The organism is Enterococcus sp. DIV1208 (assembly GCF_050530455.1).
Taxonomy (GTDB): domain Bacteria; phylum Bacillota; class Bacilli; order Lactobacillales; family Enterococcaceae; genus Enterococcus_B; species Enterococcus_B hirae.
Genome location: NZ_CP172887.1, coordinates 778,968 through 792,935, shown reverse-complemented (window position 1 = coordinate 792,935; position 13,968 = coordinate 778,968). Strand labels below are relative to the sequence as shown.

The following is a 13,968-nucleotide window of genomic DNA, read 5'->3' as shown; positions in this document are numbered from 1 at the left end:
TGCTTTCTTAACTGATTGCATGATAGTTTCTATTTTCATTTCTTAATTAATCTGGTCTTAATGAAAAATCTCCAATTCCTTCTTTTGTCAGATTATCGTTATAAAAAGGATCATGGTTGATATATCCTGGCCATTTCACTTGCATTTTCTTTATCTCACCTGCAAAACGTTTTTGCTTCTCAGGCGTATCTTCATAGCCTCTTGATTTTGATTCAAAATGATAAAGTTCAACTTGATGGGCATAAACGTTATATCGACCTAGCTCATAAATTTTCAGGCATAAATCCACATCATTGAAAGCGACTGCTAATGTTTCATCAAAGCCATGGACCGCATGAAAATCACTGGCTTTGACCATCATACAGGCAGCTGTTACCGCTAAGTAATTGACATCGATGACTAACCGACCAAAGTAACCACAGTGTGTTTGGTCATAGTTGTTCAACGCATGACCAGCAACGCCACCAATACCAATTAACACACCAGCATGTTGTGTCGTATCATCTGGGTAATAAAGTTTGGCACCGACACAGCCAATTCGATCAAATTGCGCATAGGCAACCATATTGGTCATCCACTCAGGCTCAATAACTTCCGTATCATTGTTTAAGAACAATAAATATTTGCCACTTGCTTTTTCTGCCGCCAGATTGTTGATCCTAGAATAATTGAAAGGTATATCGATCAATTCCACTATAAAACGTTCGTTTAGTCGTTGCTGGTATTCCTTAAATAGTTCCTGCATCTTAGGATCGGTACTACCGTTATCAGCAACAATGATCTCATAGTTGGAATAGGTTGTTTTGTCAATAATTGAGTCGATACATAGTTTTAAGTCATCATATCCGTTTTTAGTGGGAATAATGACACTAACTAAGTCTTCTTGCAGCACTTCATAATTGACCTCGTAGAAACCAGAGATTCGTCCAGGACGAACTTTTCCTCTAATTCCTCTACGATCGAGTGCATCAGTCAATGCCTTGACTCCAGAATCATAAATATAGCTCTTCGCTTCACCATTGCTGGCAGTAGATCCCGGAATCGTGCGCCAGTGATACAGTACTTTATCAATGTGATAAATGTGATCAGCTGGGATCTTCTCAGTGATTCGTAGTACCAAGTCATAATCTTGAGAACCTTCATATCCTTTTCTAAATCCACCGATTTCTTTAACTAAGCTGGTACGATAAACCCCTAAATGTGAAATATAATTATTGCCCATTAAAGTATCTGGTGACCAATCCGCTTTAAAATGAGGATCAAAACGCTGACCTTCTGCATCGATCTTATCTTCATCGCTATAAATGACATCAAGTTCAGGACGCTGATTCAAGACGCTTGCGACTTCAAACAACGCATAAGGCGGTAGTTCATCATCATTATCTAACAACGCTATGAACTCTCCTGTTGCCATTTCCAAAGCAGAGTTGGTCGCTAGACTGATATGCCCATTTTTTTCTCTAAAAACGACTTTGATTCGTTGATCTTTAGCTTGATACTTTTCTAAACATTTTCTGATTTTAGGATCAGTTGATGCATCATCACTGATACATAGTTCCCAGTGATCATACGTTTGTTTTAAAACAGAATCAATACATTTTTCCAGCCATTTGATTTCGACATTGTAGACTGGCATAAGTACTGAGATTAATGGACGATATTCAAATCCTTTAGCATCTTGACGTTGCTTTTGGAGATCAAACTGTTCATGACGTTTGATCCATTCGGTATAATCCACAGAAGCTGGTTTCATTTCAAACTTGACACGTCGGATCGCTTTTTTCACTCCGTGTGTCCGTGCATAATTGAATCCTTTTTGAAGCAATCTTTTTTTCTTTTCCCAGTTTGTTTCAAGGCCATCGTCATACGGATAACGACCATTCAATTTCACCGCAATCCCATTTTGATGGGATTTTGTTTGGAAATCTAAAATCGCTTTACCTCTCATTCTTCCAGATAATCGGATGTTGAAACCACTCGGTGTTTTCACATCCAGATTGTATAAATGATTGATATCCAAACGAACAACATTGGTGACTTCGGCAGATACTTTGTCCTTATCGACTTTAATGATCGGAATTTCTTTCGTCACCTCATCAACCGCCCAGCCAACAATCAATAAATCCCCAGTTGCTCTTTCACGAGTAATTCGGTCTATAAATACAGCAATCTCTTTTTTTTGCACGAGCTTTTGTTCTCCTTTATTAAAAATAAGTTCGTTCTTATATCTCGATAAACCAGGATTCGCCATTTTCAGCAACAGCTTCAATTAAAAAAGATTTTTCTCGTTCACATCTTATTTGCAATTCAAAACCAGCTTTTGTTCCCGCTGGCAATTGTTCCGCCTCATTTACTTCTGGCCGTTCAAACTGCAAGGCTTGAAAAAATGGTGCTTGGTTCACAGATAACTTATAGGATAACGGCTGACGTTGTGCGTTAGAAATTCCCCAACCATTGATTGTCAAAATTTTCGTTTCTGGATCCCAATGCTTGCTATCCACGCATAGAGAAATCGCCTTTGCTTGAATTTTCTTTGCTGTTTCTTTCGATCGAAGCTTGCGGTTTCTTGGTTTAATTGCGAATTCTTCCTCAGTTATCAGTTTACAATAACGGTCAGTCGTCATCTGTAATTCGTTAGCTAATTTTTCATTTGTCAATCGCACTTGTTCATTTTCTTTTTTCAGCGAAGTGATTTGTGCCATTAGACGTTGCTCGATCTGCGCTAAAGGTTTGACTGCCTCAAGTAGTTCTTTCATGGTTTGTGTCAATTCCCCGATAAACCGATAATGACAATGGATCGTCAATTCTTGACCTGCGACACCAAATAGAGTAAATTGTGGCGTTACTTCACCATCAAATAAATAGCAATCATTTTGTGTTTTGATTACTGCATTAGATTGGATGAAATCAATTTTGTTCCCCGCCAATTCCCCGCTAAATTCGATAAAACTTGGTTGATCAGCAAATTTAAAAATGACCGATTCGACATCCCCGGCAATTGGAAAAGTCAATGTTTGGTTTTCTCCCGTATAATTGTTGAAAGGATATTTTTGGGAGACTTCTTTGTTTGCAGTCTTTTGGATCACTTCCACCATTCGAACATAATTCGAATTTTGTGGTTGTGAGATGTGACTATTCTCAGTGTGTTTTTTCAAAGAAAAGAAGTATTGATAAACTTCTCCGAAAGGTCGCATTTTGAACTCATAGCGAACTGCTTCGGGTAATTCTTCATAAGTTGAATTTAATTCTGTGTCTCCGACAGCTAAGTAAAGGTAATCCTCAATATTAATAGATAAACCAGCTTTTTCAAACACTTTTTTAAAACCTTCGTGTGTGTAAAAAGAATTATGTGTTTCATCTAATAAGCCATAAGAAGCCCATGGTAACTCATTGTTGAATAAATGGATCAGCACAGAATTATGGACTAAATTCGGAAATGTGATTAAAATTTCTCCATCTTCGTTGAGAAATTCTCTCACTTTTTTTAATGTTTCAGCTGGGTTCACTAAATGTTCTAAAACATCGGCAAAAAGGATATAATCAAAGGTTTGCCCTGCATAATAGTTTGCCCACTCAAAACTTTCAATATCTCCATAAAAACCATCTTGTGAAAATTCACTGACAAAATCGAATAATTCTTTATCTAATTCGACGATACTTACTTGACAATTTTTGGCTCCGATTAAATGTTTGGTCAATCGGCCGTTTCCCGGTCCAAATTCCAAGACTTTGCTGCCTGGTTTAATTTGGGCAGCAATTTTCCCTACACTACTTTGTTCATCTAAGTCCATTTCAAAATCATACTTCATCGGCTAGATAACCTTCTTCCCATTTATGGTCTAAGACCACGATTCCTTCCCCAATATATGAACCATTAACAAATAAGTTCATATATTTTGTTTTGTAAACTAAAGGTACGGTGGCATTTTCTTCAAAAATTGCCACATCAAAATAATATTCACCAGCTAGCAGGCCTAGTTTTTCATATTCTAAATAGAAAACATTTTTGCCTTTTTTCCAAGGGATTTTGATGCCGTCCAACAGTGTATTTAAACCACAAACGTAAAAATTATCGACAGTTCGTAAGGCAATCCCTAAAACAGGATTCTTGATCGAATCATCTTTTACTTCATAGGTTACTTTGACATACAGTGTTTCGCCTTGATCAAGCACGTCAACAGGATTTTTTTCTTTATCCAATAATTCCGCACTCAGTACATCAACGATGTCAGGCGCTGCAAAACGTTCCATTTGATTTTTATTTCGATCAACTGTTTTGACTGATTTTTTCTTTAAAAAGTTTTCATAGTTCGTTGTGACATCCATGGTATCCCCATATTCAACCACTTCACCATTTTTTAGCCAATAGGATCGATCACAAAAACGGCGGATCGAACTGATGTCATGGGAAACGAATAAGATCGTTTTACCTGAGTTCTTGATTTCAGTAAATTTTTCCATACATTTCAACTGGAACTCAAGGTCCCCTACAGCTAAAGCCTCATCGACAATCAAGATATCTGGATTGACATTGATAGCTACCGCAAAGGCTAAACGAACAAACATCCCACTGGAATATGTTTTTACTGGTTGGTAAATATGTTCGCCGATATCAGCAAATTCAATGATGTCTCCGACCATTCCATCGATTTCTTCACGAGAAAAGCCTAACACCATGCCATTCAAATAAATATTGTCATAGCCAGAATATTCGGGGTTGAACCCAGAACCTAGTTCTAATAGTGCAGATATTTTCCCTTCAATCTCCATTGTTCCAGATGTGGGCGTCAAAACGCCAGTAATGATTTTGAGCATGGTGGATTTTCCTGAACCATTTTCTCCGACAAAACCGATCATTTCCCCTTTTTTAATTTCCACATTGATATTTTTCAACGCATAAAAAACGTCATGGTAAGATTTTTTGAAGGGATTCAAAGCTTCACGAAAACGGTCAGATGGTTTTGCGTACATATTATAAGATTTTGTAATGTTTTTTAATTTAATCGCATATTCAGTCATATTCATACTCCTTACAGCACATCTGAAAAATGTGGTTTCAATCTACGGAACACAGCAGATCCAATAACGAAGATAGCTAGCGTAAATACCCAGAAATAGAGAGTATACATTCCGTGTTCCCAGAACCAAGCTTGTCCTAAGAAAGACTCACGATATCCTTGCACGACATAATAAAGTGGGTTTAATTTTAAGATTTGAACGATCACTGGATTGAACTGACTTGGACTCCAAAGGATTGGCAATGTCCACATAACCAACTGTAGGACAATCGTGATCAATTGCATGATGTCTGGTAGAAATGGTTGAATTGATGCTGTCAACCATGTTAAGCCGGTTAAAAAAGCACACATACAGAATAAATAATAAATCAGTTGGAGCGTCATCCAAGTTGGATAGATTCCATGTCCAATAACCACCACTAAACCAACGAAAATAAAGAAAAGATGTGCATATAGATTCGATAAAATTTTCGTAGTTGGTAAAATGCGGATATTAAATACAACTTTTTTTACTAAATAAGTGTATTCTCTGAAAACTAACGTCGTTGATGTAAACGCGTCAGAAAAAAAGAACCATGGGATCATTCCCGTAATCAAATAAACAATAAAAGGATATTTTCCATCTGTCATCGCTGCCTTTAATCCAAAACCAAAGACCAACCAATAAATCAATACGGTAAAGACAGGATTAATGAATGCCCATAAAATTCCCAAAAAAGAGCCCGCATAGCGAGACTTAAAGTCATTCACTGAAAACTGAAGCAAGAGCTTTCTATTCTGGTAGATATCCTTCATAAATAAAAACAGATCTTTAAACATTTGTGTTCCTCCAAGCAAATTCTGTTAATTACAGTCATGTGCCATTTTACCACACTTTTACTCACGGACTGTGATATTCTTAGTTTCTTAATTTTCTATTAAGCAACTTTACGCTAACATTTTTATTTTACATAAGAAATAATTTAATTGCAATGAAGCAAAAAGCTAGCTGACCCAAGAATAACTTGTTTCAACTAGCTCTTATCTAAATATTTAATGTCGGCGTGCTACTCTTGATAAAGAGCCGTCTGTCGTTTCCCTCGTTTGTTGATTCGCTATTTTCCGCTTGCTTGCAACGTTTTTTAAATCATCATACCGGTGACTTGCCATTCCCAATAACAGATAGATGATAGGTACCCACGGAAAAGAAGTTAAAGTATCTTCCATAAAGGATTGGATCATCACCGCAAAGAATGCCCATAAAAAGGTTACTTGTCCATTCGATAAATCTGCTTTTAAGGTCAATCGACCTACATAAATTAAGACTAGTACCCCTGCGATGATGACACCCAGCAATCCATATAGATTTAAAAATGAATTATAACTATTGTGATTTCCTAAAAATTGATTTCCACGTTGAAAAATGAACGGTTTCATTCCAACCCAGACTTGTTCGCTTTTTTCTGAAATAGTCTCATAGAATTTCAACCAAATTTCTTCACGACCAGTAAAGAGATTTAGATGCTCGGAATGAGCTGCTAAGTAAGAAACTGGCAACGCAAAAATCGTGACAATCATGTAGGCTAAAAATGGCGCTCGTATTATTTTGAACAATTGTTTTGGCCAAATATCCAGTAAAACAAATACGATCATCGCAACTAAAGCACCTTTTGATTGACAGACCCAGATACCAATAATCCCAGCAATCACACTCGGAAATCCAACGAATACCCGAACATACCAGCGCTCAAATGAACTGGCAAACCCACTGATCAGTAAGGAGAGGGTCATTAAAGTACTACCAATCGTATTCGTGTTGATCCAAATATCGGAAACTTTATTATCAGGCAACCAAATACTTTCACCATCAGGAATTTTTATTTCAGTAAAAATGCGGTATAACGTAATGCCAAGAAAGACATAACATACTAAAATAAAAATCGAACGATCTAACTTATCAAACTGAATCCATTTAACCGTCAAACAAAAGACTATGATTAGCGGGATCAAAAGATCTACATTCATAGAACTTGCTCTTACTTCACGGAAATGATCAAACAGAAAATAAATAAGCATTGCCGCTGCTAAAAAAATAAAGTCAGCTCTTCGTCCTTTATATACGTTTAAAATAAATAAAATGACAATGCCAAACGTAACAAATTGCGCACTGTTGTCATATAAAAAAAGCGCTTGAGCATTGCCTAGGCCTGCTGTCCATACAAAATAAATAGCAGAAAGAAATAGAATCAGTAATCCAACACTCATTTTATTTATTAATTTTCCAATAACCGTCTGAATAATCTCCATCCTCCTTTCATACTGTTTTATTATACTGTTTTTTAAAAACAAACGGCAATGCTATTTTTAGATTAATTGATAAAAAACTCACTTTTAGTGCTTCATCCAGTCTTTTTAAAAGAAAAAACATGGAACCTAAAAATAGGTACTGAGCAATTTCAGAAGAAGCAGTAAAGAAATTTACTTCCTTACACTCCCATATCAATTACTCAATACCTAATAATTACTTTCTCAACCGCCTGTATACGACCATTCATCTACTTGGTTATCCGTATTATTCACAGCATTATTGGCTGTAGATGGATCGTTTTCAGGATAGGTTACTTCAAAAATCATATAACCATCTTTATCAGGACCGTATAGTTGAGTGAATTGTGCTTGGTACAATTGATTATAATCAGTTAACGGGCGTTTGCTGACCACGTATTTGATTCCAAGCTTTTCAGCATCTTTAAAGTTGAGGGTCACAGAAAACATATCTGGACGATCTAAAACAAATGAAGTTTTTTCTTTAGCAATAAAGGCACGTGTGTGGGCATATCGATTATAATATTTTTCATATTTTTTATCTGGATCAATTTTAGCCCATGCCTTCATGTCTGGATAAAAGCGTACCGAATTAAAAGCTTTTACGCCTAATGTTGGTGTAAAGTTATACAGCTCATCTTCTGTTAACCATACTTGTTGTGGATCTGCCTGATCAATTGCTTTTATCTCTTTTGCCAGAGTCTTTTCAAAGATCGCACCAGTTCCTTCTACAACTGGGTTCACAAAGAAACCTGAAGCTACAATCAAAGCGATAAACGAAAGATAGAACAATCGACAACGTCGGAACAGAATAAATGCCAGGATTAACGTACCAACAATCACGATCATAGTGATCTCAAATTCGGTAAAGTATTTTGTCATTTTGGAATTGACCAAAGCATACGTAAAGATTCCCGCATTCGCCAACAATAGGAAAAATTTATACCATGTTGGGATCACATCTTCTTGCCAAATATAGGCAATAAACCATATGGTTAAGAGGCAAGCTGCAAAACTAAAGGTTAATATTGCTCTAAAAGGTGGCACGTAAGATAATAAAGTGAGTTCAGCGAGCCATTTTGGTAATCCTAAAGTAATCCAATAAATTGAAAACAGACAAAAGAGCATTAAAATCCGTCCAAACAGTTTTTGTTCACTATTTTTTTTACCAAATAAAACAAATGGGCTTGCTAAAAAGACGGTCGGGAAGAAATGATAAAACAGAGCAACTTCAGAATTATTAGAAAAATTGATATCTTTAAACGAAATTTTCCAGTTTGTCAGAAAATAAAAGAACTCTCCTAAATGCCATTTTCCTCCTGTACTTACTCGTTTTCCTGGATATAAGGTATTTAAAGAAGCCAGTAACGCATCTTTAGAGGTTAACCAAAAGTGGATCAGTACGCCACCTATAAATAATATTGCCCCAATGATCAGTACTGCATCAAACCAATCCCAAGTGATTCGCTTCCCATAATAGAGCAATAACCCAACAAAATAAAAGACAAGTAAATAAGCAAGCATAACTTGATGGGCTGGATAAATCACCAGGATAAAACCTAGACCAAATATGACGATCAAACTCATCATCATTGCTCGTACCCATTTTTTTTGATGTTGGTAAAAATAATGATAAAAAGCAACCATTAGTCCTAATGTGAAGAAAATCAGATCTCCCACGTGTTGCATGAACCACCACTGGACTGCTGGTGAGAAAGTTAAGGCAAAGGCGCCTACGAGTGATAAAGCTTTTTTTCTTTTTGTCAAAATCATTAAAACTTCATACCCCAATAAAACCATGACCACTAATTTCATTGCCCAATAAAACGAAAGCCCACGATCTCTTCCCAAGAAAAAGAATCCCCAATTGAATGGTTTACCAATAACTGTGATATCTTTAACAGGAGAATTATAAGCAATGATCATATTTTGTCCATTTAAGGAATAATCGGGATTTACTAAAGGATAGTCATTTTCAGCTTGTGAAAGATAAAAAGGTGTTTGCACGAGCCATTCATCTGAACGAACTTCCCTATTTTGCCCGAAGATGACATCAGTTTTCTTTCCGTCATCTCGTTGCGATACATATTTATCCCATACACCCAATGAACTACCATTCAAATTAAACGTCACAATAACTACAATGACTAGCAATCCGATGAGGTAACGAAGTTTTAGAAAGACATCAAGAACAGAATGATCTGTGCGCTCAGGCTTCACGGCTGTTCGTTGCGCGCGTCTTGTTTGTTTTTCCATGCGATTCTCCAATTTCTAGTTTGTTCTTTTTTTTACGGAAAAACAAGTTTGCTATTTCAAACTTTCAGCTGCTTCCAACATTTTTGCTAATGCTTCTTGCCATGTCGGAATGACAAAGCCTAGATCTTCTGCTTTCTTTAGACTCATCACAGAATATTGTGGGCGAACTGCTTTTTGTGGATACTCTGCTGAAGTGACTGGTGCTACTTCGACATCCGTATCTTTTAAGATTTCTTTGGCAAATTCATACCATGAACAGCTATTTTCATTGGATAACTGATATACGCCATAAGGTGCTTGTTTTTCAATCACATATACCATAAATTCAGCAAGTGTTCGAGTCCAAGTTGGGCGACCATATTGATCATTGACAATAGTTAAACGATCATGCGTTTCGGCTAAACGTTGCATTGTAAAGACAAAATTATGTCCATAAACACCAAATACCCATGAAGTACGGATAATATAATAGTCTTCTAAGATTTCTTGAACCGCTTGTTCCCCTAATAATTTTGTGCGACCATACTCATTCAATGGGTTAGTTGGATCGTCTTCGCGGTATTCTTGGTCTTTCTTTTTGCCATCAAAGACATAATCTGTACTGATATATACTAATTTAGCATTCACTGCTTTTGCAGCCAATGCCACATTTTTAGTTCCATCAACGTTAATCTTCTCATCTAATTCTTTGCCTTCTTCTTCTGCTTTATCAACGGCTGTATACGCTGCACAATGAAAAATAATTTCTGGCTTTAAGTTTGTAATATACTCCATTGTTTTTTCTGCATCAGTAATATCCAGCTCAGCAGCATCAGTTGACACATAAGCCATTCCTTTTTCATCTAATAAATGGCGTAATTCCGTTCCAAGTTGACCATTTCCTCCGGTTAATAAGAACATTCTGATCTCTCCTCTTTTTTGTTTTAAAAAGGGGTCTGCAACATCTGTCACAGCTCCCCTTACAATTGCCAATAAACAATTCCTATTTTTATACTAATTTTTTTCTGCACGTTTTACAACTTCATGCGTGTCTTTTTTACCCGAATTTTTTGAGAGTTCCTTAAATCCGGCTTATCATCATTTATTGACCATTTTTGGCATAGGCTGCTTCCACAGCTTCTTTTTCTTTCTTCCACCAATCTTGGTGTTCTTCATACCATTTGATTGTATCAGCTAAACCATCACGGAAGTTGGTAAATTCAGGTTGCCAACCTAGCTCCTCACGTAACCTTGTCGAATCAATTGCATAACGTAAATCATGTCCTGCACGATCGTTGACATGGTCGTAAGCATCTTTGGGTTGTCCCATAAGTTCCAAAATCAATTCCATGACTGTTTTGTTATCTTCTTCCCCATCGGCACCGATCAAATAAGTTTCACCGATTTTTCCTTTAGTCAAAATCAACCAAACCGCAGATGAATGATCATTCGTATGGATCCAATCGCGAACGTTTTTTCCTTCACCATATAGTTTTGGACGTATACCACTTAAGATATTAGTAACTTGACGAGGAATAAATTTTTCAATATGTTGATATGGTCCATAGTTGTTTGAACAATTTGAGATCGTTGCTTGCAACCCAAATGAACGAACCCAAGCTTTCACTAATAGATCAGAGCCCGCTTTAGTTGAAGAATATGGACTTGATGGATTATAAGGTGTTTCAGCTGTAAATTTTTCCCCTTCGCCTTCTCCATGACCTGGTAAATCTTCACGTAAAGGTAAATCCCCATACACTTCATCGGTGGATACATGATGGTAACGAACATTGTATTTACGACAAGCTTCTAACAGGGTGTACGTACCAATAATATTGGTTTGGACAAAAGGAAATGGATCTTTTAGCGAATTATCGTTATGCGATTCTGCTGCATAGTGGACTACGGCGTCTGCTTCTTTGACTAAACGATCCACTAATTCTGCATCCGCAACATCACCAACGACCAATTCTACACGGTCACTAGGTAGCCCTGCTAAGTTCTCTTTATTCCCAGCATAAGTCAATTTATCTAACACCGTAACATGAATCTCTGGATGATGATTGACCACATAGTGGACGAAATTTGAGCCGATAAATCCGGCACCACCAGTAACAATGATATTTTTCATATAAAAATTCTCCTTGCAATCCTAAATTTCACCATAAACAAATGGATTTTCTGCTTCAAACTCTTTTAAAGTTGGATGATGCTGATCCTTTTCAGACATAATCGCTTTGGAAAGATCGATAGGCCAATCAATCGCTAAGTCTGGATCATCAAAGGCAATCCCACCATCAGCTTGTGCATTGTAGTAATTATCACATTTGTAAAGAAAATTGACATTTGGTGTCAATGTCACAAATCCATGAGCATAACCTTTAGGCACCAAAAGTTGTCGATGGTTGTGTTCAGATAAGATAAAGCCTTCCCATTTACCATAGGTTGGACTTCCTTTACGAATATCGACAATCACATCTAAAACAGCACCAGAAGTTACCCGAATCAATTTCGTTTGTGCTGCTTCTCCTTTTTGGAAATGCAGTCCGCGGATAACACCAGCTTCTGCCGATAATGAATGATTATCTTGAACAAAATCAAAATCTAAACCATGTTCAACAAATTTTGCTTTGGAATAACTTTCGGTAAAAAAGCCACGATGATCACCAAAAACATCCATTTCAATGATCTTCACATCTGTTAAATTAGTATCAGTTACTTTCATTACTTCAGACTCCCTTAATTGTTGGCCAACTGTAAAAGATATTGACCATATTGATTTTTTTTCAACGGTTGAGCTAATGTAAGTAATTGCTCTTTAGTGATATATCCCATTCGGTAGGCGATTTCTTCTAAGCAAGCTACCTTGAGATTTTGACGTTTTTCAATCGTTTCAATAAATGTGGATGCCTCTAGAAGAGATTCATGCGTGCCAGTGTCTAACCAAGCAAAACCTCTACCCATCAATTCAACAGATAGTTTTCCTTTTTCTAGATAGACTTTGTTTACATCAGTGATCTCTAATTCACCACGTTCAGAAGGTTTGATGTTTTTCGCAATCGAAATAACATCATTATCATAAAAATATAACCCTGTTACTGCATAATTTGATTTTGGTAGCGCAGGTTTTTCTTCGATTGACAGAGCCTGCATCTTTTCATCAAATTCTACAACACCAAAACGTTCTGGATCATTAACGTGGTAACCAAACACTGTTGCTCCAGTATCTTTAGAAGCAGCGCGTTGAAGCATTTTAGATAAGCCACCACCGTAATAGATGTTATCTCCTAAAACTAAGCACACACTATCATCACCGATAAATTCTTCACCAATAATAAAAGCCTGTGCTAGCCCATCTGGACTTTCTTGCACTGCATACTCAATTTGTAATCCTAACTCTGCCCCATTACCAAACAGTTCTTTAAATCTTGGTGTATCTTGAGGAGTAGAGATAATCAGGATTTCTTTGATACCCGCTAGCATTAGTGTAGACATTGGATAGTAGATCATTGGTTTATCGTAGACTGGCATCAACTGTTTTGAAGTTGCCTTAGTTAGAGGGTATAAGCGTGTACCACTTCCCCCAGCAAGAATGATTCCCTTCATGAGTATAAATTCTCCTTTTCAATTTAAAATTCACCTTGTTATTATCTCATCAAACTTGTTATTTGTCATGGAATTATTAACGATTTAACTATCTTTTATTAATTCCAAACCATTTTCTCTTCACAAGCGCCTTGATCAGATTCAACCGCCAGGTAATTTTTTGGGTTAGTTTAGTGTTTGTTTTGATTTCACTCACATTAAAATCATGTCTACGATAAAGTGTCAATGTTTCTCTAATAAACCCAACACGAGTTCCACCTAACATTCCAATCCACATATCATGCATTGGTACTTCAGAAGGAATTGGTACTATTTCTTTCTTTAATGAAGATCGAAAAGCCATGCCGGCACCGATATAATTACTCCGAATCAAATTATTGAGCCAGCCTGTTCGGGAATGCCGATAGGAAAAATACGACGCGTGTATCTCATTGAGTTGACCATCCACAATCACTAGATCACTCACTACTACTAATTGTTGCGGATTTTCTTCAAAATATGCGGTGATCTTAGCCACCTTATTAGGTAGCCAAACATCATCTTGGTCTGCTAAAAAAATGATGTCACCTTTAGATTGTTGAATGGCATGGTTGAAGTTGGCAATGACACCTTTCCTTGGTCCTTCAACAAATTTGATTCGATTGTCTAGTTGCGTGTATTCCTTTATAATTTGACAAGTTTCATCTGTCGATCCATCATCTGAAATAATCAATTCATCCTCAAGTGTCAGTTGGTTTAAAATACTATCCAATTGTTCTCTTAAATATCTGCCACCATTAAAGGTAGCCATACAAACTGATTGCAC

At 36.8% G+C, this 13,968-nt stretch carries 11 protein-coding genes; all 11 read right to left on the bottom strand.

The window, feature by feature from the left end:
* Nucleotides 1-46: 46 nt before the first annotated feature.
* Nucleotides 47-2,185 (bottom strand): glycosyltransferase family 2 protein, encoded by a 2,139-nt coding sequence (locus tag IGK91_RS03710; RefSeq protein WP_430605331.1) that lies wholly within the window; start codon nucleotides 2,183-2,185, stop codon nucleotides 47-49.
* A gap of 37 nt (nucleotides 2,186-2,222) precedes the next feature.
* On the bottom strand, nucleotides 2,223-3,809 hold the full coding sequence (locus IGK91_RS03705; RefSeq protein WP_081123065.1) for a class I SAM-dependent methyltransferase: 1,587 nt from the start codon (nucleotides 3,807-3,809) through the stop codon (nucleotides 2,223-2,225).
* Nucleotides 3,799-5,019 (bottom strand): ABC transporter ATP-binding protein, encoded by a 1,221-nt coding sequence (locus IGK91_RS03700; RefSeq protein WP_010719738.1) that lies wholly within the window; start codon nucleotides 5,017-5,019, stop codon nucleotides 3,799-3,801. The genes IGK91_RS03705 and IGK91_RS03700 overlap by 11 nt, the downstream gene beginning before the upstream one ends.
* Before the next feature lie 11 nt (nucleotides 5,020-5,030).
* The gene (locus IGK91_RS03695; RefSeq protein WP_010719739.1) at nucleotides 5,031-5,837 is read right to left on the bottom strand and encodes an ABC transporter permease; all 807 of its coding nucleotides are present in this window, start codon (nucleotides 5,835-5,837) and stop codon (nucleotides 5,031-5,033) included.
* A gap of 213 nt (nucleotides 5,838-6,050) precedes the next feature.
* Nucleotides 6,051-7,304, bottom strand: coding sequence for an EpaQ family protein (locus IGK91_RS03690; protein WP_010738177.1), 1,254 nt, complete (start codon nucleotides 7,302-7,304; stop codon nucleotides 6,051-6,053).
* A gap of 222 nt (nucleotides 7,305-7,526) precedes the next feature.
* On the bottom strand, nucleotides 7,527-9,578 hold the full coding sequence (locus IGK91_RS03685; RefSeq protein WP_081115122.1) for a DUF7657 domain-containing protein: 2,052 nt from the start codon (nucleotides 9,576-9,578) through the stop codon (nucleotides 7,527-7,529).
* A gap of 51 nt (nucleotides 9,579-9,629) precedes the next feature.
* Nucleotides 9,630-10,478 carry a dTDP-4-dehydrorhamnose reductase gene (gene rfbD, locus IGK91_RS03680; RefSeq protein WP_014834184.1) on the bottom strand — a complete coding sequence of 283 codons (849 nt, stop codon included), beginning with the start codon at nucleotides 10,476-10,478 and terminating at the stop codon, nucleotides 9,630-9,632.
* Nucleotides 10,479-10,659: 181 nt separating this feature from the next.
* The gene (rfbB, locus tag IGK91_RS03675; RefSeq protein ID WP_430605330.1) at nucleotides 10,660-11,688 is read right to left on the bottom strand and encodes a dTDP-glucose 4,6-dehydratase; all 1,029 of its coding nucleotides are present in this window, start codon (nucleotides 11,686-11,688) and stop codon (nucleotides 10,660-10,662) included.
* A 21-nt stretch (nucleotides 11,689-11,709) separates the two neighbouring features.
* On the bottom strand, nucleotides 11,710-12,282 hold the full coding sequence (rfbC, locus tag IGK91_RS03670; protein WP_010719744.1) for a dTDP-4-dehydrorhamnose 3,5-epimerase: 573 nt from the start codon (nucleotides 12,280-12,282) through the stop codon (nucleotides 11,710-11,712).
* Nucleotides 12,283-12,296: 14 nt separating this feature from the next.
* A complete protein-coding gene (rfbA, locus tag IGK91_RS03665) occupies nucleotides 12,297-13,163 on the bottom strand; it encodes a glucose-1-phosphate thymidylyltransferase RfbA (RefSeq protein ID WP_010738180.1) in 867 nt (288 codons plus the stop codon).
* Nucleotides 13,164-13,251: 88 nt separating this feature from the next.
* The gene (locus IGK91_RS03660; protein WP_010738181.1) at nucleotides 13,252-13,968 is read right to left on the bottom strand and encodes a glycosyltransferase family 2 protein; all 717 of its coding nucleotides are present in this window, start codon (nucleotides 13,966-13,968) and stop codon (nucleotides 13,252-13,254) included.